Source organism: Streptomyces sp. NPDC044064, from assembly GCF_056434245.1.
The window spans coordinates 102,871-122,337 of sequence record NZ_JBWKFN010000026.1 but is presented as its reverse complement, the minus strand read 5'-3'; the positions used below and the strand labels follow the sequence as shown (position 1 = coordinate 122,337).

Below are 19,467 nucleotides of genomic sequence, written 5' to 3'. Positions count from 1 at the left end.
TGTGGCCGAAAGGAAGAACGGGCGATGGGCAACGAGGTTTTGGTGCTGAGCCGCGAGCAGGTGGCCGCCTGTCTGGCCGACCGTCACGCGGGAATCATGGCAGCGGTACGGTCGGCCTACGAGGCGCACGCGGCAGGCACGGCCATCGTGCCGTTCTCCGTGTTTCTCACCGATTCCTCGCGCCCCCGGGACCGCATCGTCGGCATGCCCGCGTATCTGAGGGACGACGAACGCGCGGGCATGAAGTGGATCTCGTCGTTTCCCGGCAACGTCGACTCCGGAAAGGACCGTGCCTCCTCCGTCATCGCCGTCAATTCCCTTGCAGATGGCCGGGTGACATCGCTGATGGAGGGTTCGGAGGTCAACTTCGCCCGTACCGGGGCGAGCGCCGCCCTCGCGGCGCGGACGCTGCACACGGAGGAGCGGCTCAGCACGCTCGGCGTCATCGGCTGCGGTCCGATCAATCTGGCCATTGTGCGCCATCTCCTCGCCGCGTACGGGGCGGAGTGCCGGATCCTGCTGTTCGACCTCGTCCAGGACCGCGCCCGCGCGTTCGCGGCCCAGGTGCGCGCGTTCTCGCCCGGCGCCGAGGTCGAGTCGGCCGAGTCGGCCGACGCCGTACTCGCCGCCGCACCCCTGGTGTCGATCGCCACCAACGCCCGCGACCCGCACATCGCGAGCATGTCCTCCTGCCCCGCAGGCGCCACGATTCTGCACATGTCGGTGCGCGACATCGACCCCGCGGAACTGGAGCGGCTCGACAACGTGGTGGACGACCCCGACCACGTCTGCCGGGTCAACACCTCGCTGCACCGGCTCGAACAGCAGCGGGGGCACCGGGACTTCATCCGCTGCACGCTGGGCGAGGTGCTGCTCGGACGCGCCGCGCCGCGCCGCGACCGGGATGAGGTGCTCGTCTACTCCCAGTTCGGCCTGGCGATGCTCGACATCGCGGTGGCGGCCCAGGTCCAGGAGACCGCGCAGGAGGCGGGTATCGGCACCTGGATCCCCGACTTCCACGGTGGGGGGCCCGCCACCGGGCGGCCTTCGGCGACCGAGGATGCCGCGAAGGCCGCCCCCGCGGGAGCCGGAGCCCCGCCCAAGAAGCGCTCGCCCGATGACAAGGCGCTGACGCAGTCCGCCCTCCTCTACCTGAAGCAGTCCTGCTGACAGGCGTCCGGGCGCGGGCCACGCCGAAGCCTCGCCGCGCGACAGGCCCTGTCACCAGGTGACGGGCAGTCGCAGCGGGAAGCGGCGGATCGACCATGTTCTCCACCAACTGGGCCAAGAGGAAGCGGTGTTGAATCGCGTCAGCGCCGCGATGATGCGTTCTTCCAGGGTGCTCTGGGTTTCACTCTCGCCGTCGGCCTGTGCGAGCCACTGCCGGGAGGTGGTGTGGGTGTGTTCCTTCCAGGCCATCGCGACGGTGTGTGCGGCTCGAACTGCGGCCACCGCCGTCAGTCCGCGCAAGGAGGCGGTGGCCTTGGGGAGGGACCCACCCCTTCATGCGCCCCGCTGTCCAGGTCCAGGTCGTCCGGGCTGCCCGTCACATCATCGAGCAGAATCTCTTGGATTGGCCGGAGCTCCTGCGCCGCTTGAGTGAATTGGACTGGAAGATTCTTCCGTGACCTAGTGCTAGAGATCTTTAACGGCTGAGGTTACGGCGGTTGAAAGTTGAGCCCGGTCTTGGGGATGAGGCCCTCGATGAGGCGGGGGCGGTACTGCATTCGTTTCAGCCGTGTCTCCACCAACGTGGTGAGCTGGTCGAGGCTGTGTTCGGTGAGGTTGGCCAGTGATCTCTTCAGGTGCGACCACACGCCCTCGACGGGGTTGAGCTCGGGAGCGTACGGCGGCAACTGGTAGACGGTCAGCCATAATCGGGCGGCGATCAGCTCGCGCATGCTGCGGCTGACATGCGTGTTCAGATTGTCCCAGACCAGCACGATCGGTCCGCCGAGCTGCTGGTGCGCGGCATCCAGCAGGCGGGCGCAGTCGGTCTCGGTGAAACTCTTGCGCCGGCCCTTGGCGGGGCCACGGCCGAGGTGGATGCGGTAGATCAGCCGGGGCCGCTGGCCGGCTTTGGTGCAGATCAACGCCGCCATCGAGACACGTTTGGTGCCCGCGGCGGTGACCCGCACCACGGGGTGTGGCCCCGGCGGCCCCAGGTGCGGCCCTTGGGCGGCCTCAGGCCCTGGCCGGCTTCGTCCTCGAAGCAGAGCCAGGCGCCCAAGTCCGCCGCCCTCTTTTTATGACAGGCCACTGCTCGTCCTTCCAGGCGGCGATCTTCGCCTCGTCTCGCTCGGTGGCCTTGCGGGAAGGGACCTGCACGCTCCAGCCGATGCGGTGCAGCAGCAGGTCCAGCCCGGCCAGGGTGTACTCGACACCGAACCGGCGGCGCACGATCTCGGCGATTCGGGCCAGCGTCCAGCATTGGTCACTCCAGCCGGAGGCGGCCGGGCCGGCGTCCAACACCGTCTGCAGAACCCGCAGTTGCCCCGCGTTGAGCTTGCAGCGGGCGCCACCGGCGCCCTTGGAGACCAGAGCCTGCCGGCCGCCCGAAGCCAACGCCCGCCGCCAGCGGTTCGCCGACATCCGGGTCACCCTGAACCGCCGGGCCACCTCCCTGTCACTGGCCCCGGCCTCGATCAGCTCAGCGGCAGCGAGCCGGACTTGCTCACGCCGAGCCTGGAACACCTACACCTGGAAGCCGGCGCTGGCCAAGGCCGGCATCATTCCTCCGCGCTCTAAGGGGGCGAAGAAGTGGCAGTGGGAGGCGGCGCCGAAGGACGGCTTCCATGTGCTGCGGCATACGTACGCCTCGATCATGCTGGAGGCAGGGGAGTCCGTGGTGACATTGGCACGATGGCTCGGGCACTCCTCTCCGGCTGTCACGCTTGGTTACTATGCTCACTTCATGCCGGAGGCCGGAAGTAAGGGGCGCACCGCCATTGACGGACTGCTGGGGAGGCAGGGAGACGAGCATGCCAGTCGAAACTCCCCAGATTCTCCCCAGGGCTGATCGGGAAGGTTTCCCCGGAATGCACCGTGCCGGGGCTGGCCATGGAATGTAAGATAAACGAGCAGTGGGGCCTTGGAAGATGATGAGAGAGGTTACCGCAACCCGCTACATCGCACCCCTGAGGTCCGGCGGCTCCGTCCCCGGCGTGGTCGAGGCCGACGACCTCGGCACCTACGTCGTGAAGTTCACCGGTTCGGCACAGGGCCACAAGGCGCTGGTCGCCGAGGTGATCGTCGGTGAACTCGCCCGGGCGCTCGGCCTGCGCTTCCCCGAACTGGTCCTCGTGCACTTCGACCCGGGCATCGCCGCCGGCGAGCCGCACCAGGAGGTGCGCGATCTGCACGAATCCAGCGCGGGCGTGAATCTGGGGATGGACTACCTGCCGGGGGCGAAGGACTTCACCCCGGAGATCGCGAAGAGCTTCCCCGTGGACGCCCTGGAGGCCGGCCGGATCGTCTGGCTCGACGCCCTGACCGCCAACGTGGACCGTACGGTGCACAGCTCCAACCTGATGGTCTGGCCGACGTTCGGCACCGCGCCCGCCCGCCTGTGGCTCATCGACCACGGTGCCGCCCTCGTCTTCCACCACCGCTGGGACACCACGACCCCGGGCAAGAAGTACGACTTCCGTCACCACGCCCTCGGGCACTACGGCCCCGACGTCCGGGCCGCCGACGCCGAACTGGCCCCACGCGTGAGCGAGGAGCTGCTGCGGGGCGTCGTCGCCGAGGTGCCGGACCCCTGGCTGGCCGAGGACGCCGGGTTCGCCACGCCCGACGACGTCCGCGCGGCCTACGTCGACTACCTCCTCGCGCGCGTACGGCTGTCCCAGGAGTGGCTGCCCACCGACTTCCCGAGCCGTGCGGAACTCGCGGCCGAGGAGGCCGCCCGTGCGGCGAAGTCCCAGCAGGGCCGCCCGGACTGGCTCAAGCGGGTCCCCGACCTGCACGGCAAGCCGGCGGCGGAACAGGATTGGTCGGTGCACCTCGGATGACCCACCGCGTCCAGATCGAGTACTGCACCCAGTGCCGCTGGCTGCCGCGTGCCGCCTGGCTGGCGCAGGAGCTGCTCACCACCTTCGAGACCGAGCTGACCGAGCTGTCGCTCAAGCCCGGCACCGGGGGCGTCTTCGTCGTCCGGGTGGACGACGAGGTCGTCTGGGACCGGCGCGAACAGGGCTTCCCGGAGCCCACGGCGGTCAAGCGCCTCGTCCGCGACCTCGTGGCCCCGGGGAAGCCGCTGGGCCACTCGGACAGGGCCGCCGAGTGACATCGGCCCGGCCGAGGACCGGCTTACCGGCTCGGCCGGTGACCGGCTTATCGGCCCGACCGGCGTCCGGCGCCCGGTGAAGGGCACCCGGAGGACGAGCCTCGACCTCACGTCGCTGCTGCTCGGACTGGTCTTCGGTGTCGGCACCAACCTCCTCACGGCGGACCCGGACGGCTGGTGGGGACGCCTACTGGGTGGACACCCCTGAGACGCTCGCCGTAGGACGCTTCGACGCTCCCGGGTTCCGGTCCGCCACGGGCGCGGCCGGCCCCTTCGGGGACCGGGTGTTCGGGCTGTCACCGGACGGCTGGCGCGCCGCCGCCCAGCTGGCCGGCACAGGCGTCGACATCATCGACTTCACGCCTGTGCCGCAGGGGCGGCTCGCGCAGGTGCGTCACTCCTGCGAGGCGCCGCCGGTCAAGGCGCTGGCGTGGTCGCCCGACTGCTCCCTCCTCGCGCTGTTCTCCTGGAACGAGCTGCACGTCGTAAGGCTGCCGGACGGGGAGGCGGCCTGGCGGATCGTCAGGGGGGACGGCGAACTCCCTGGCACGACCTCGTGGTTCGCCTGGGCCCCGGACGGCGGCAGAGCCGCGGAGGTGTCCGGCCGTACCGTACGGATCAGGGCAGCCCGGGACGGCACCGTCCTGGACGAGTGGGACGCCGGCGTGGAAGCCGGCGGTGTCTTCTGGTCGCCGGACGGAGAGACGGTGGCCGTGGCGGTGCCCGACGCCGGCCGGGGGGGGCGAGCGCGGCGATCACGGTGTGGCGGGTCGACGGCCACACGCTGCTGCGCCGCCTGCGTGTCCCCTGGGGCGCCGAGGAGATCGCCTGGCGCGCCGACAGCACCTGCTTCGCCTGGCGGTCGCCGTTCAGCGGTGTGTGGATCGGTGATCCCGGCTCGTGGCGTCCCCGGCCGCTGCCGAACGGCATCCTGCGCAGCGCCTCCTCGGACGGCGGGCGCGTGGCGGCCGTCGTGGAGGGAGGCGACGCCGTGTACCTCACGGAGCCCGACGCCGCATCGAGAAGGGCCGTGGCGGCCCGGGACCCGAAGCCCGTGTCGGTGGCCTGGCAGCCCGGCGCGGAGCGGCTGGCCGTGTCCTTCCCCGGCGGCCGGGTGGAGATCGTGGACCCCGCCTCGGGCCGCGGTACCGCCGTGATGTCCACGGCGTACGACATGGTGGACCGGGTCCTGTGGTCCCCGGACGGTTCGCTCCTCGCCACGGTCAGCCATGACTTCGTCACGGTCACCCACCGCGTCGAGGTCTGGGATCCCGTGACCGGGAGCCGCCTCGCGGTGACCGAGGAGATCGAGCGCGGGACCGGCGTGCTGGCCTGGAGCGCCGACGGCCGGCATCTGGTCACTGCCGAGAAGGAGGGCCCCCTGGTGGTCCGGGACGCCTCGACCGGCCGTCGGCTGCTCGGCATCCCCGTGGGCGAGGGGGGCACCGCCGGCGCGGCCTGCTGGTCGCCCGACGGACGTCGGCTCGCCTTCCTCGACGGGGAGTCGGCCGTACGGATCTGCGGTGCAGGCGACGGTGCACCCCTGGTGCGCTCCGCCGCCACCTACGGGAAGGCCGCCGTACTCCTGTGGTCCCCCGACGGACGCCTGCTCGCGACCGCGGGGGACGGGTGGGTCGCCTTCTGGCGGGCCGGGACGGGGGAGTGCCAGGCGGTGTCCCGGCTGGAGTGCCGGGTGCCGCTGGACGCCCGCTGGTCCGGCGACGGCCGCGCGTTCGCCGTCGTCGGCGAGGACCACCGCCGCTACACCTGGTCGCTGCCCGACGGTACGGACGCCCGGCGGTGCGAAGCACTCCTGGAGCGGTCGGCGGACGAGCTGCGCGCGCTGACCGCCGAGGAGCGCCGCCGGTACGGGCTGTCCGTGTGAACGCCCCCGGCGCCGGGTGGTGCCGGGGGCGTGGGCGGGGTCAGCCGCGCAGCTGCTCGTACGCCGGCAGGGTGAGGAAGTCGGCGTAGTTGTCGTCGAGGGACACCTGGAGCAGCAGGTCGTGGGCCTCCTGCCAGTGGCCGGCCGCGAAGGCCTCCTCGCCGATCTCCTTGCGGATGGAGTCCAGTTCCTCGGAGGCGACCTTGCGGGCCAGCTCCGGGGTGGCCCTGTCGCCGTTCTCGAACTCGACGCCCGCGTTGATCCACTGCCAGATCTGGGAGCGGGAGATCTCGGCGGTGGCCGCGTCCTCCATCAGGTTGAAGATGGCGACCGCGCCGAGGCCGCGCAGCCAGGCCTCGATGTACCGGATGCCGACCTGGACGGCGTTGACGAGCCCGTTGTAGGTCGGCTTCGCGGCCAGCGAGTCGATCGCGATCAGGTCGGCCGCCTCGACGTGGACGTCCTCGCGCAGCCGGTCCTTCTGGTTCGGCCGGTCGCCGAGGACCCGGTCGAAGGACTCCATGGCGATCGGGACCAGGTCCGGGTGGGCGACCCAGGAGCCGTCGAAGCCGTCGTTCGCCTCGCGGTCCTTGTCGGCGCGGACCTTCTCGAAGGCCACCTTGTTGACCTCGGCGTCCCGGCGGGAGGGGATGAAGGCCGCCATGCCGCCGATGGCGTGCGCGCCGCGCTTGTGGCAGGTGCGGACGAGGAGTTCGGTGTACGCCCGCATGAACGGGGCGGTCATCGTCACCGCGTTGCGGTCCGGCAGGACGAACTTCGGCCCGCCGTCACGGAAGTTCTTCACGATGGAGAACAGGTAGTCCCAGCGGCCGGCGTTCAGCCCGGAGGCGTGGTCGCGCAGTTCGTAGAGGATCTCCTCCATCTCGTACGCCGCCGTGATCGTCTCGATCAGGACGGTGGCGCGGACGGTGCCCTGCGGGATGCCGAGGTAGTCCTGCGCGAAGACGAACACCTCGTTCCACAGGCGGGCCTCGAGATGCGACTCGGTCTTGGGCAGGTAGAAGTACGGGCCCTTGCCGAGGTCCAGCAGGCGCTGGGCGTTGTGGAAGAAGTACAGGCCGAAGTCGACGAAGGCGCCGGGGACCGGCTTGCCGTCGGCGCCGACGAGGTGGCGTTCGTTCAGGTGCCAGCCGCGCGGGCGCATGACGACGGTCGCCAGCTCCTCGTCGGGGCGCAGGGCGTACGACTTGCCGGTGCGCTCGTCCGTGAAGTCGATGTCGCGGCTGTAGGCGTCGCTCAGGTTGACCTGGCCGAGGATCACGTTCTCCCAGGTGGGAGCGGAGGCGTCCTCGAAGTCGGCGAGCCAGATCCGGGCGCCGGAGTTGAGCGCGTTGATGGTCATCTTGCGGTCGGTGGGGCCGGTGATCTCGACGCGCCGGTCGTTCAGCGCGGCCGGGGCCGGGGCGACCCGCCAGGAGTCGTCCGCGCGGACGGCGGCCGTCTCCGGGAGGAAGTCGAGCGTGGAGGTGCGGGCGATCTCGGCGCGGCGCTCCGCACGGCGGGCGAGGAGTTCGTCACGGCGCGGGGTGAACCGCCGGTGCAGCTCCGCCACGAAGGCGAGCGCCGCGTCGGTGAGGACCTCCTCCTGCCGGGGCAGGGGCTCGGCGTCGACGATGGCCAGCGGGGACGGCGCTGGTGCGGACATGAGCTGTCACTTCCTTCAGCGGTGGCACCGGGTGCCTAGTGGCACGAATAGGACAGTGAGCGCCCACTGTGCGGTCGGACGCTTCTGAGCAGTGGATAGTAGTTTCCTCATCGTGGAACTTCAATGGTTTGTTGATGTCGAGATTCTCTGAGTCGAGGCAAGGTGGCGCTCGGTGCCACCCCGTTCACTCAAGGTGGCTCAGGTCGGCCTCCGTGTCGATGTCGTACGGTTCGGCCACGTCCGCGCACTCCACGAGGCGGACCGCCGAGGCGTGTTCCTTCAGGTAGGCGCGCGCGCCGCGGTCGCCGGTGGCGGCCGCCGCGATGCCCGCCCAGTGGGCCGCGCCGAAGAGCACCGGATGCCCGCGTACGCCGTCGTAGGCGGCCGAGACCAGCGAGGCGTCGCCCTCGTACGCGCCGAGTACCCGGGCCACCGCGTCCGGCCCGATCCCCGGCTGGTCGACCAGGCTCACCAGGGCCGCGCGCACGCCCGTACCGGCGAGCGAGCCGAGTCCGGCGCGCAGGGAGGAGCCCATGCCCTCGGCCCAGTCGGGGTTGTCGACCAGCACGCAGCCGCTCAGCTCGGCCCGCTCCCGGACGTCGTCCGCCCGCGCGCCGAGGACGACGTGGATCCGGTCGCATCCGGCCGCACGCAGCACCCCGGCCGCGTGTTCGACCAGGGGGCGCCCCCGGTGCTCCAGCAGCGCCTTGGGCCGCCCGCCGAGCCGTCTGCCGCCACCCGCCGCGAGCAGCAGCCCGGCGATCTCCTCACGATGGTCCCGCTTGTCCGTCATGCGTCCTGCATACCTGACGCGGACCACGGGAGCCGGTTCCCTTGGGCTGAATTTCGGTCCGCGCTGTGGCGCCGCGGGACGGCGTGGCGTTTACTGACCCGCGCACGACGGCGTGCCAGGGGGAGGGCTGTGTTGCAGAGCTTGGGGCAGAGGTCAGTGACCGGCAGCGACGAGGATCCGAGGGTGGCGGAACTGCGGACCGCGGTGTCCCGGCTGCGCCGCGAACTCGCCGTGCTCCCGTCCGAGTTCCCCGACCGGGGCATAGCCGAGGACGAGCTGGCCACCCTGGCCGCGATGGCCGGCGGCGGCATGCCGGAGATACCGCGCCTGCGCAGATCCCTGTTACTGATCGCCGGCGCGATCGGCTCGGTCAGCGCGCTGGCGCGCGGACTGTCGGGAGTGCGGTACGCGGTGGACCTGTTCGGGGAGCCGCCGCGCGACCGGCAGGGCGACTGAGCAGGCCCTCGCTCGAGCCTCGTCGACAACTGCCACGAAAGACGGCCGCAGCCTCTCTCTCAGGCTCCCGAACTGGCCAGCGCCTGGGAAAGCTCCACGGCGATGCCCTGCAGCACAGGCACGATCTTGTCCGTCGCCGCCTCCGTGACCCGCCCCGCAGGCCCGGAGATGGAGATCGCGGCCGCGGTGGGGGAGTCCGGCACGGGCACCGCGAGGCAGCGGACGCCGATCTCCTGCTCGTTGTCGTCCACGGCGTACCCCAGCCGCCGCACGTCCTCCAGCGCGGCCAGGAACCCGTCCGGCGTGGTGATGGTCTTCTCCGTCGCGGCCGGCATACCCGTACGGGCGAGCAGCGCACGCACCTCGTCGTCCGGCACGCCGGCCAGCAGCGCCTTGCCCACACCCGTCGAGTGCGGCAGGACCCGCCGCCCCACCTCGGTGAACATCCGCATCGAGTGCTTGGACGGCACCTGCGCCACGTACACGATCTCGTCGCCGTCCAGCAGCGCCATGTTCGCCGTCTCGCCGGTCTCCTCGACCAGCCGGGCGAGGTACGGCCGCGCCCAGGTGCCGAGCAGCCGGGACGCGGACTCGCCGAGCCGGATCAGCCGCGGGCCGAGCGCGTACCGCCGGTTCGGCTGCTGGCGTACGTAGCCGCAGGCCACCAGGGTGCGCATCAGGCGGTGGATGGTGGGCAGCGGCAGCCCGCTGGTGGCGGACAGCTCGCTGAGCCCGACCTCGCCGCCCGCGTCGGCCATCCGCTCGAGCAGGTCGAAGGCACGCTCCAGTGACTGGACCCCGCCGCTGGCGGAGGACTTGGCGGAGTCGTTGGTGCTGGCGCTGGACGTCGGCACGGCGCGTTCCTTTCGGGACTGGCAGGAAGGGCAGAAGCCTACCCGGCAGTCGGTTGACTCCCTGCTCGTACGTAGCTACGTTCTGCTTGCTGAAATTCTAATTCCGCTTTGTGGAAACGTCCAGAGTGGGCACTCGTGCGGTGCTGCTCAGAAGTGTGCCTCTTGACGGCTGGGTGGCGGGAGTGAAGACTCCTTCAACAGAACGTTGAATTCCGTTACGTGGGTGTAAATCCCGTTTCCTGGAAGTAAAACGGCGGCAGAGAGAGGGGTTCGGGTGTCCGACGCTGAACTGGTGCTGCGCTCGACGCGTGTCATCACTCCGGAAGGGACGCGGGCCGCCACGGTCACCGTGTCCGCAGGCAAGATCACGGCCGTACTGCCGTACGACGCCGAGATCCCGGCCGCGGCACGCCTGGAGGACTTCGGCGACCACGTCCTGCTGCCCGGCCTGGTGGACACCCACGTGCACGTCAACGACCCGGGCCGCACCGAGTGGGAGGGCTTCTGGACCGCCACGCGCGCGGCGGCGGCCGGCGGCATCACCACACTCGTCGACATGCCCCTCAACTCCCTCCCGCCGACCACCACGGTCGAGAACCTGCGGGTCAAGCAGAAGGTGGCCGTCGACAAGGCGCACATCGACGTCGGTTTCTGGGGCGGCGCCCTGCCCGACAACGTCAAGGACCTGCGCCCGCTGCACGACGCGGGGGTCTTCGGCTTCAAGGCGTTCCTGTCGCCGTCGGGTGTGGACGAGTTCCCGCACCTCGGCCAGGAGCAGCTCGCCCAGTCCCTGGCGGAGATCGCCGGTTTCGACGGCCTGCTGATCGTCCACGCGGAGGACCCGCACCACCTCGCGGCCGCCCCGCAGCACGGCGGCCCCAAGTACGCCGACTTCCTCGCCTCCCGGCCGCGCGACGCCGAGGACACGGCCATCGCGAACCTCGTCGCGCAGGCCAGGCGGCTGAACGCGCGCGTGCACATCCTGCACCTCTCCTCCAGCGACGCCCTGCCGCTGGTCGCCGCCGCCCGGGCCGAGGGCATCCGGGTCACGGTCGAGACCTGCCCGCACTACCTGACGCTCACCGCCGAGGAAGTCCCCGACGGCGCCAGCGAGTTCAAGTGCTGCCCGCCCATCCGCGAGTCCGCCAACCAGGACCTGCTCTGGCAGGCGCTGGCCGACGGCACCATCGACTGCGTCGTCACCGACCACTCGCCCTCGACGGCCGACCTGAAGACCGACGACTTCGCCACCGCCTGGGGCGGCATCTCCGGGCTCCAGCTGAGCCTGTCGGCCGTGTGGACCGAGGCCCGCAGGCGCGGCCACGGCCTGGAGGACGTGGTCCGCTGGATGTCCACGCGCACGGCCGCCCTGGTCGGCCTGCGCGACAAGGGCGCCATCGAGGCCGGACGCGACGCCGACTTCGCCGTCCTCGCCCCCGACGAGACCTTCACCGTCGACCCGGCCGGCCTCCAGCACCGCAACCGGGTCACCGCGTACGCAGGCAAGACCCTGTACGGCGTCGTGAAGTCCACCTGGCTGCGCGGCGAGCGCATCGTCGCGGAAGGCGAGTTCACCGAGCCGAAGGGCCGACTCCTCTCCCGCCCCCGATAAGCCACCCTCCGCACCCGCATCCCGCCGACTCCCGAAAGGACCCCCTGATCACCGTGACGGCGATACTCAGCTTCACCGGCGACGCGAACCCCTACGGAGGAGGCGACCCGTATGCGGACTACCGCACCGCCGACTTCCCCTTCACCCAGTACGCCAACCTCGCCGACCGGCAGCTCGGCGCCGGAGTCATCGCCGCCAACGACGAGTTCTTCGCACAGCGGGAGAACCTCCTGCTGCCCGGGGCGGCCGAGTTCGACCCCGAGCACTTCGGCCACAAGGGCAAGATCATGGACGGCTGGGAGACCCGCCGCCGACGCGGCACTTCCGCCGAGCACCCCTGGCCCACGGCCGAGGACCACGACTGGGCGCTGGTCCGCCTCGGCGCGCCGGGTGTCGTACGCGGCATCGTCGTCGACACGGCCCACTTCCGCGGCAACTACCCGCAGGCCGTGTCGGTCGAGGGCGCCTCGGTGCCCGGTTCCCCGTCGCCCGAGGAGCTGCTGTCGGCCGACGTGAAGTGGACGACGCTGGTGCCGCGCACGGCGGTGGGCGGCCACGCGGCGAACGGCTTCGCCGTCTCGGCCGAACAGCGCTTCACCCACCTGCGCGTCAACCAGCACCCCGACGGCGGCATCGCGCGCCTGCGCGTGTACGGCGAGGTCGTGCCCGACCCCGAGTGGCTGTCGGTCCTGGGCACCTTCGACGTGGTCGCGCTGGAGAACGGCGGCCAGGTCGAGGACGCCTCGAACCTCTTCTACTCCCCGGCCACCAACACCATCCAGCCGGGCCGTTCGCGCAAGATGGACGACGGCTGGGAGACGCGCCGCCGCCGCGACCAGGGCAACGACTGGATCCGCTACCGGCTGGCCGCCCAGTCCCAGATCCGCGCGATCGAGATCGACACGGCCTACCTGAAGGGCAACAGCGCCGGCTGGGCGTCGGTCTCCGTCAAGGACGGCGAGGACGGAGACTGGACCGAGATCCTCCCGCGCACCCGCCTCCAGCCCGACACCGACCACCGCTTCGTCCTCCCGCAGCCGGCCGTCGGCACGCACGCGCGCGTGGACATCTTCCCCGACGGCGGCATCTCCCGCCTGAGGCTGTACGGCACCCTGACGGAGCAGGGCACGACAGCCCTGTCGACACGCCACCAGGAGCTGGGCGGCTGATCCGCGCCCACGCGCGCGTGGGGCGCACCGGCCGGGACAGCACCGGTGCGCCCCACGTCTCCGCTCAGGACGGGTGTGGTCCGAAAAGGCTCACGCCGCGTGCCCTCCGTCCACCGCGAACTCGGCCCCGGTGACGTACGCCGCCTCCGGTCCCGCCAAGAACGCCACCATGGACGCCACTTCCTCCGCCGTCCCGAACCGCCCGAGCGCCGTCATCGCCGCCTGCGCGGACGCGTACGGCCCGGACGCGGGGTTCATGTCCGTGTCCGTCGGCCCGGGGTGGACGATGTTCGCGGTGATGCCGCGTTCCCCCAGCTCCCGGGCGAGCGCCTTCGTCAGGCCCACCAGCGCCGCCTTGCTCGTCGTGTACAGCGTCCCGCCCGGTCCCGGCACCCGCTGCGTCATGCACGTACCGATCGTGACGATCCGCCCGCCGGCCGGCATCCGCGCGGCCGCCGCCTGGGCGGCCAGGAACACTCCGCGCACGTTCACCGCGAGCACCAGGTCGACCTCTTCCGGCGTGAGCGTGTGCAGCGGACCCAGCACCCCCACGCCCACGTTGTTCACGAGAACGTCGAGCCCGCCGTACACCTCCGCCGTGCGCTCCACCGCGCCCGCCGCCTCGTCGGCGTCCGCCGAGTCGGCGCGCAGGGCCACCGCCCGGCGCCCCAGCGCCTCCACGGCCCGTACGACGTCCTCGGCCGCCTCCTTGCCGTTCACATAGGTCACCGCCACATCCGCACCCGCGCGCGCGAGGCGCAGCGCGACCGCCGCCCCGATGCCACGGCTGCCGCCGGTCACCAGAGCCACCTTGCCGTTCAGAGTTCCGTGAGCTGTCATGTCTCCATCCCAACGGCCGCGAGGGCCGTCCGCTGGCGGCGAACGGACACCGAATCCGGCCACCGCCGGAATTCTTCGCTCCGTGTCCCGCGTTGTCCCCCCGTGACCCTTCAGCAAGAGATCGTCGGCAACGCCATGCAGATGGCGGTCGTCAACCTGCACCCCGGCCAGACCGTGTACTGCGAGGCGGGGAAGTTCCTGTTCAAGACGACGAACGTGACCATGGAGACCCGCCTGTCCAGCCCGTCGGCCAACGGCAACGGCAACGGCGGTCAGCAGAGCGGCTCGGGCGGCATGGGCGGCATGCTGCGCCAGGCCATGGGCACCGCCATGCAGGTCGGCCAGCGCATGCTGGCCGGGGAGTCGCTGGCGTTCCAGTACTTCACCGCCCAGAGCGGCGAGGGCACGGTCGGTTTCGCGGGCGTGCTGCCCGGCGAGATGCGCGCCCTGGAGCTGGACGGCGCGCGGGCGTGGTTCGCCGAGAAGGACGCCTTCGTGGCCGCCGAGTCCACCGTCCAGTTCGGCATCGCCTTCCAGGGCGGCCGTACGGGCATGAGCGGCGGCGAGGGCTTCGTCCTGGAGAAGTTCACCGGGCACGGCACGGTGATCATCGCGGGCGCGGGCAACTTCATCGACCTGAATCCGGCGGACTTCGGCGGCCGGATCGAGGTGGACACCGGCTGTGTGGTCGCTTTCGAGGAGGGCATCCAGTACGGCGTCCAGCGCGTCGGCGGCCTCAACCGCCAGGGCATCATGAACGCCGTCTTCGGCGGCGAGGGCCTGTCCCTGGCCACGCTGGAGGGCAACGGCAGGGTGATCCTGCAGTCCCTCACCATCGAGAGCCTCGCCAACGCCCTGAAGAAGGCCCAGGGCGGCGACAAGCAGGGCCCGACCGGCGGACTGTTCTCGACGCACACGGGCTGAGCCGATGAGTTGCGGGTGGGTGCGCGGTCTGAGGTGATGACAGCAGATCCCGCACCCGGAAGAAGGCACCCGCCATGGGCAAGCTCGTCTCCACCATCTTCGTCACCCTCGACGGCGTACACCAGGCGCCCGGCGGCCCTCAGGAGGACACCAGCGGCGGCTTCGACCAGGGCGGCTGGAGCTTTCCGTACGGCGACGACGACTTCGGCCGGTTCGTCACCGAGGTCTTCGACCGCGCGGGCGCCTTCCTGCTCGGCCGCCGTACGTACGACATCTTCGCCTCCTACTGGCCGAGGATGACCGACCCGGCCGACCCGATCGCCTCGAAGCTGAACGCCCTCCCGAAGTACGTCGTCTCGTCCACGCTGACGGCACCGGAGTGGTCCGGCACCACCGTGGTCGCCGGCGACCTCGCCAAGGAGGTCGCGGCCCTCAAGGAGCGCACGGACGGCGAACTGCAGATCCACGGCAGCGGCGCCCTGGTCCGCTCCCTGCTGGACCTCCGCCTGATCGACACTCTGCACGTGCTGACCTTCCCGGTCGTCCTCGGCGCCGGCCGCCGCCTGTTCACGGAGGGCGCGGTCCCCACCCGCTTCCGGCACACCGGGGGCCGCGTCACCGGCGCGGGCGTCTCCATCCAGTCGTACGACCTGCTGGGCGCCCCGGAGTACGGCTCCTACGCTCTCCCCGAAGACGCCGGGGCCTGAGGCTGAGCCCCAGCGGAAGACCGTCACCGCCGCCCGGCACCGGCCCTTGTGGGGGCCGAGTGGGGGTGGCGGTCGGCAGGTTAACTTCCCGAAAACTCATCGGACTTGACGGGAAAATCTTCAACTTTGTCGTTGACATGCCAACGTCTACGCGCGTCATCATGGAGCCATGAGATTCCCCCCACGCGCAACACGCATCGGCGCTGCAGCCGCCCTCCTGTCCGCCCTTCTCGTGGGCGGCACCGTCTCCGCCACCACGGCGGACGCCGCTGCCTCCGTCGGCAGCATCTGCTACAGCGACCTGCCGTCGCAGGCGTACGACACCCTGGACCTCATCGACCAGGGCGGTCCCTTCCCGTACTCGCAGGACGGCACCGTCTTCTCGAACCGTGAAGGCGTCCTGCCCAAGCACTCGTCCGGCTACTACCACGAGTACACGGTGAAGACCCCCGGCTCCTCCACCCGCGGTGCCCGGCGCATCGTGACCGGCAAGGCGGACCAGGAGGACTACTACACCTCGGACCACTACGCCACGTTCGACCTGGTCGACTTCGGCTGCTGAGCCGGACCGTCCGATCCTGGGGAACGGTGCGCCCGGCCGGGGGCCCGGTCCGTGCTCAGCCGGACTTCCGGCCGTCCGCGACGGCGAACAGCGCGAACGCGAGCAGCAGGAGCGCCACGCTCGCGTAGACCTCGTAGCCGTCGAGGAAGCCGATCCGCTGCACGAGACCCACGTGCCAGTGGGTGAACTCGTGCACCAGGCCCATGACGCCCTGTGCCAGGGCGATGAATCCGAGAAATTCCAGCACCTGTCTCATGGCACGACTCTCGCCCCGCGGTTTCCCCCCACGCATCGGCCGCGGGGCGAGGCATGTGTGCCGGAGGAACGACGTCCCGCCCGGGCGGCACCACCCAAAGTCCACGCCGGTGCGACTTTGGTCGGCGATCCGCGGCACGGGGCAGTCGCCCGAGCCGAACCTGCGTAGATTTGCCGACCGTGAGCGAAGACGAACCGGCGCGGGCGCCCCAGGAGTTCGCGGGCCGCCGGTGGCTGTTCCCGTCCGCCCTGATGCACGAACTGGACCCGGACGCCGGGGACCCGGGCCGACGGCCGCGGCGCACCGCGCGCGACTGGGTCGTCGACTTCTCGTGCTTCCTGCTGGCCGTCGTCCTCGGCCTGGCGAGCGCGCAGTCCCTGCCCCAGGAATCCGGACTGCCGCACTCCCTCGCCGTGCTCGACCAGGTGCTGGGCGCTCTCGCCTGCGGGGCGCTCTGGCTGCGCCGCCGGTGGCCGGTCGGGCTCGCGGTCGCGATGATCCCGGTCGGATTCCTGTCCAACACCGCGGGCGGCGCCGGGATGGTCGTCATCTTCACCCTCGCGGTGCACCGGCCCTTCCGTCACGTCGCCTGGATCGGCGGTGTCGAACTCGCCCTGCTCCCGCTCTTCTACTGGCTGCGCCCCGACCCCGAACTGCCCTACGCCGCCGTCGTCGCGTTCACCGTACTGCTCACCGTCTCCCTCATCGGCTGGGGCAAGTTCGTCCGCTCCAAACGGCAGCTCATGCTGAGCCTGCGCGACCGGGCCCGGCGCGCGGAGACCGAGGCGCGGCTGCGCGCCGAGCAGGCGCAGCGACTGGCCCGCGAGGCCATCGCGCGCGAGATGCACGACGTGCTGGCGCACCGGCTCACCCTGCTCAGCGTGCATGCCGGAGCCCTGGAGTTCCGGCCGGACGCGCCCCGGGACGAGATAGCGCGGGCGGCCGGGGTCATCCGGGAGAGCGCCCACGAGGCGTTGCAGGACCTCCGGGAGATCATCGGCGTGCTACGGGCGGGGGAGTCCGACGACGCGGCCGGGAGCCGCCCGCAGCCGACACTGGCCGCGCTGGACGCCCTGGTCACCGAATGCCGTGAGGCGGGCATGAAGGTCACCCTGGAGAGTTGCGTCACCGACCCGGCCGCCGTCCCCGCCTCGGTCGGCCGAACCGCCTACCGCATCGCCCAGGAGGCCCTGACCAACGCCCGCAAGCACGCCCCCGGCACCGACGTCACCGTCCAGGTCACCGGCGGCCCCGGGGCCGGCCTTACGGTCACGGTGCGCAACCCCGCCCCCGAATCCGACGTCCCGCCGGTCCCCGGCTCCGGACAGGGGCTCATCGGCCTGACCGAACGCGCCACGCTGACCGGCGGCAGCCTGGAGCACGGGGCGACGGCGGACGGGGGCTTCGAGGTGCGCGGGTGGCTGCCGTGGGGCGGGGACTGAGCCGCGGCGGGGGGCCGCCGTTGGCCGGGACCTGCCCATCGCCCCGCGTTCCCGTGATTACGTGACCCCCATGAGTGCGACTCCGATCAGACTCCTCCTCGTCGACGACGACCCCTTGGTGCGCGCCGGACTCGCGCTGATGATGGGCGGGTCCGGGGACATCGAGGTCGTCGGGGAGGCCGCCGACGGCGACCAGGTCGAGGACGCGGTCCGGCGGACCCGGCCGGACGTCGTGCTCATGGACATCCGGATGCCGTCGGTGGACGGGCTCACGGCCACCCGGAGCCTGCGGGAGCGGGCGGACGCACCCGAGGTCGTGGTGCTCACCACCTTCCACGCCGACGAGCAGGTGCTGCACGCCCTGCGCGCGGGCGCCGCCGGGTTCGTGCTCAAGGACACCCCGCCCGCCGAGATCGTCGACGCGGTGCGCCGGGTCGCGGCCGGCGAGCCGGTGCTGTCGCCCGCCGTCACCCGCCAGTTGATGCGGCACGCGGCCGGCACCGCAGCGGACTCCCGGCAGGAGCGTGCGCGGGAGCGGCTCGCCGCGCTCAACGACCGTGAGCGGGAGGTCGCCGTCTCCGTCGGCCGCGGCCTGGCCAACGCCCAGATCGCCGCCGCACTGTTCATGAGCGTGGCCACCGTGAAGACCCACGTCTCGCGCATCCTGGCCAAGCTCGGCCTCAACAACCGGGTCCAGATCGCCCTGCTGGCCTACGACGCGGGACTTCTCGACGAGGAGGGGCACTAAGCGGGCACCCCGCGCGTTGTCCGTGTACCGGGAGGTGCCCGGGAGGCCTCGGGGGAGTCCGGAAGGGGAGCGATGGACAGGCAACACGTGGTCGATCTCGGGGAGTTCGGGGACGCCTTCCGCCGGGATCCGCACCCGGTGTACGCGCGTCTGCGCGAGCAGGGCCCCGTGCACCGCGTCCGGCTGCCGGGCGCGGACGAGGGGTACGAGGCCTGGCTGGTGGTGGGGTACGAAGAGGCGCGGGCGGCGCTCGCCGACTCCCGGCTGGCCAAGGACGGCTCCAAGATCGGCACGACCTTCCTGGACGAGGACATGGTCGGCAAGCACCTGCTGGCCACCGACCCGCCTCAGCACACCCGCCTGCGCGGCCTGGTCACCCGCGCGTTCACGATGCGCCGGGTGGAGCGGCTGCGCCCGCGGATCCAGCAGATCACCGACGACCTGCTGGACGAGATGATTCCGCGCGGCCACGCCGACCTCATCGACGCGCTCGCCTTCCCGCTGCCCATCACCGTCATCTGCGAACTCCTCGGCGTCCCGGACATGGACCGCGCGCAGTTCCGGAAGATGTCCACCGAGGTGGTCGCGCCGACCAACGGGGACACGGAGTACGAGGCGATGATCCGTCTCGGCGAGTACCTGACCGAGCTGATCGAGGACAAGCGGTCCGCCGGGCCCACCGACGACCTGCTCAGCGACCTGATCCGCACCACCGCCGAGGACGGCGACCGGCTCTCCCCGCGGGAACTGCGCGGCATGGCCTTCCTGCTGCTCATCGCGGGCCACGAGACCACCGTCAACCTGATCGGCAACGGCGTCCTCGCCCTTCTCACCCACCCCGACCAACTCGCCGCCCTGCGCGCCGACATGAGCCTCCTGGACGGCGCCGTCGAGGAGATGCTGCGCTACGAGGGCCCGGTGCAGAGCGCCACGTTCCGGTACGCCGCCGAGCGCCTGGAGATCGCCGGCACGACGATCGAGCAGGGCGAGCACGTGATAGTCGGGCTCACCGCCGCCCAGCGCGACGGCGACCGCTACAGCGACCCGCAGCGCTTCGACATCCGCCGCGACACGCGCGGCCACCTCGCCTTCGGCCACGGCATCCACTACTGCCTGGGCGCGCCCCTGGGCCGCCTGGAGGGCCGCACCGCCGTCGGCACCCTCCTGGAGCGCGCCCCCGGACTCGTGCTCGACGGCTCCCCCGGCGAGTGGCTGCCGGGCCTGCTGATGAGAGGGATGCGCACGCTGCCGGTGCGCTGGTGAGC

21 protein-coding genes and 1 pseudogene are annotated in these 19,467 nt (G+C 71.4%); 15 read left to right on the top strand and 7 right to left on the bottom strand.

The features are described 5' to 3' along the window. The first annotated feature begins 24 nt into the window (after positions 1–24). A complete protein-coding gene (locus tag AC07DS_RS34215; RefSeq protein ID WP_479151670.1) occupies positions 25–1,170 on the top strand; it encodes a 2,3-diaminopropionate biosynthesis protein SbnB in 1,146 nt (381 codons plus the stop codon). 51 nt (positions 1,171–1,221) lie between these two features. Here the strand turns inward: AC07DS_RS34215 and AC07DS_RS34210 are convergent, their stop codons facing one another. Next, on the bottom strand, positions 1,222–1,419 hold the full coding sequence (locus AC07DS_RS34210; protein WP_479151668.1) for a hypothetical protein: 198 nt from the start codon (positions 1,417–1,419) through the stop codon (positions 1,222–1,224). A gap of 239 nt (positions 1,420–1,658) precedes the next feature. Next, positions 1,659–2,694 (bottom strand): annotated as a pseudogene (locus tag AC07DS_RS34205) (IS630 family transposase). 103 nt (positions 2,695–2,797) lie between these two features. Between AC07DS_RS34205 and AC07DS_RS34200 the strand changes: the two are divergent. From AC07DS_RS34200 to AC07DS_RS34180, 5 genes are all read left to right on the top strand, one after another. After that, positions 2,798–3,019 carry an integrase gene (locus AC07DS_RS34200; RefSeq protein ID WP_479151666.1) on the top strand — a complete coding sequence of 74 codons (222 nt, stop codon included), beginning with the start codon at positions 2,798–2,800 and terminating at the stop codon, positions 3,017–3,019. Between the two features lie 79 nt (positions 3,020–3,098). Beyond that, positions 3,099–4,013 carry a HipA family kinase gene (locus AC07DS_RS34195; RefSeq protein ID WP_479151665.1) on the top strand — a complete coding sequence of 305 codons (915 nt, stop codon included), beginning with the start codon at positions 3,099–3,101 and terminating at the stop codon, positions 4,011–4,013. Then, positions 4,010–4,288 (top strand): Rdx family protein, encoded by a 279-nt coding sequence (locus AC07DS_RS34190; RefSeq protein WP_145880645.1) that lies wholly within the window; start codon positions 4,010–4,012, stop codon positions 4,286–4,288. Before AC07DS_RS34195 ends, AC07DS_RS34190 begins: the two co-directional genes overlap by 4 nt. 76 nt (positions 4,289–4,364) lie before the next feature. After that, positions 4,365–4,496, top strand: a complete 132-nt coding sequence (locus AC07DS_RS34185) for a hypothetical protein (protein ID WP_479151663.1) — start codon at positions 4,365–4,367, stop codon at positions 4,494–4,496. Between the two features lie 552 nt (positions 4,497–5,048). After that, on the top strand, positions 5,049–6,173 hold the full coding sequence (locus AC07DS_RS34180; protein WP_479151661.1) for a WD40 repeat domain-containing protein: 1,125 nt from the start codon (positions 5,049–5,051) through the stop codon (positions 6,171–6,173). A 40-nt stretch (positions 6,174–6,213) separates the two neighbouring features. On the opposite strand, the gene aceB is transcribed toward AC07DS_RS34180, so the two are convergent. After that, on the bottom strand, positions 6,214–7,839 hold the full coding sequence (aceB, locus tag AC07DS_RS34175; protein WP_479151659.1) for a malate synthase A: 1,626 nt from the start codon (positions 7,837–7,839) through the stop codon (positions 6,214–6,216). A gap of 184 nt (positions 7,840–8,023) precedes the next feature. Beyond that, positions 8,024–8,632: a nucleotidyltransferase family protein gene (locus AC07DS_RS34170; RefSeq protein WP_479151658.1), complete on the bottom strand. Its 609-nt coding sequence runs from the start codon at positions 8,630–8,632 to the stop codon at positions 8,024–8,026. 129 nt (positions 8,633–8,761) lie between these two features. Between AC07DS_RS34170 and AC07DS_RS34165 the strand changes: the two genes are divergently transcribed. Next, positions 8,762–9,088 carry a DUF5955 family protein gene (locus AC07DS_RS34165; RefSeq protein WP_479151656.1) on the top strand — a complete coding sequence of 109 codons (327 nt, stop codon included), beginning with the start codon at positions 8,762–8,764 and terminating at the stop codon, positions 9,086–9,088. 59 nt (positions 9,089–9,147) lie between these two features. Here AC07DS_RS34165 and AC07DS_RS34160 read toward each other — a convergent pair whose 3' ends face one another. Beyond that, entirely contained in the window at positions 9,148–9,942 is a 795-nt protein-coding gene (locus tag AC07DS_RS34160) for an IclR family transcriptional regulator (protein ID WP_479151653.1), read from the bottom strand. A gap of 274 nt (positions 9,943–10,216) precedes the next feature. On the opposite strand from AC07DS_RS34160, the gene allB reads away from it, so the two are divergent. Beyond that, positions 10,217–11,554 (top strand): allantoinase AllB, encoded by a 1,338-nt coding sequence (allB, locus tag AC07DS_RS34155; RefSeq protein ID WP_479151649.1) that lies wholly within the window; start codon positions 10,217–10,219, stop codon positions 11,552–11,554. A gap of 53 nt (positions 11,555–11,607) precedes the next feature. After that, positions 11,608–12,723 carry an allantoicase gene (alc, locus tag AC07DS_RS34150; RefSeq protein ID WP_479151647.1) on the top strand — a complete coding sequence of 372 codons (1,116 nt, stop codon included), beginning with the start codon at positions 11,608–11,610 and terminating at the stop codon, positions 12,721–12,723. Positions 12,724–12,813: 90 nt separating this feature from the next. On the opposite strand, the gene AC07DS_RS34145 is transcribed toward alc, so the two are convergent. Continuing rightward, positions 12,814–13,563, bottom strand: coding sequence for an SDR family oxidoreductase (locus tag AC07DS_RS34145; protein WP_479151644.1), 750 nt, complete (start codon positions 13,561–13,563; stop codon positions 12,814–12,816). A gap of 102 nt (positions 13,564–13,665) precedes the next feature. Here AC07DS_RS34145 and AC07DS_RS34140 point away from each other — a divergent pair, with 102 nt between their 5' ends. The 3 genes from AC07DS_RS34140 to AC07DS_RS34130 all read left to right on the top strand — a co-directional run bounded on the left by AC07DS_RS34140 (position 13,666) and on the right by AC07DS_RS34130 (position 15,756). After that, positions 13,666–14,487, top strand: a complete 822-nt coding sequence (locus tag AC07DS_RS34140; RefSeq protein ID WP_479151642.1) for an AIM24 family protein — start codon at positions 13,666–13,668, stop codon at positions 14,485–14,487. Positions 14,488–14,561: 74 nt separating this feature from the next. After that, a complete protein-coding gene (locus tag AC07DS_RS34135) occupies positions 14,562–15,194 on the top strand; it encodes a dihydrofolate reductase family protein (RefSeq protein ID WP_479151641.1) in 633 nt (210 codons plus the stop codon). A gap of 169 nt (positions 15,195–15,363) precedes the next feature. Further along, positions 15,364–15,756 carry a guanyl-specific ribonuclease gene (locus tag AC07DS_RS34130; RefSeq protein ID WP_479151638.1) on the top strand — a complete coding sequence of 131 codons (393 nt, stop codon included), beginning with the start codon at positions 15,364–15,366 and terminating at the stop codon, positions 15,754–15,756. 55 nt (positions 15,757–15,811) lie between these two features. Here the strand turns inward: AC07DS_RS34130 and AC07DS_RS34125 are convergent, their stop codons facing one another. Further along, positions 15,812–16,012, bottom strand: a complete 201-nt coding sequence (locus AC07DS_RS34125) for a hypothetical protein (protein ID WP_479151635.1) — start codon at positions 16,010–16,012, stop codon at positions 15,812–15,814. Positions 16,013–16,191: 179 nt separating this feature from the next. Between AC07DS_RS34125 and AC07DS_RS34120 the strand changes: the two genes are divergently transcribed. The 3 genes from AC07DS_RS34120 (at position 16,192) to AC07DS_RS34110 (ending at position 19,465) form a co-directional block, all read left to right on the top strand. Next, complete coding sequence (locus AC07DS_RS34120) at positions 16,192–17,454, top strand: sensor histidine kinase (protein ID WP_479151634.1); 1,263 nt, start codon at positions 16,192–16,194, stop codon at positions 17,452–17,454. 70 nt (positions 17,455–17,524) lie between these two features. Continuing rightward, positions 17,525–18,202, top strand: a complete 678-nt coding sequence (locus tag AC07DS_RS34115) for a response regulator transcription factor (RefSeq protein WP_479151631.1) — start codon at positions 17,525–17,527, stop codon at positions 18,200–18,202. A gap of 72 nt (positions 18,203–18,274) precedes the next feature. Next, entirely contained in the window at positions 18,275–19,465 is a 1,191-nt protein-coding gene (locus AC07DS_RS34110; RefSeq protein ID WP_479151629.1) for a cytochrome P450 family protein, read from the top strand. Positions 19,466–19,467: the final 2 nt, after the last annotated feature.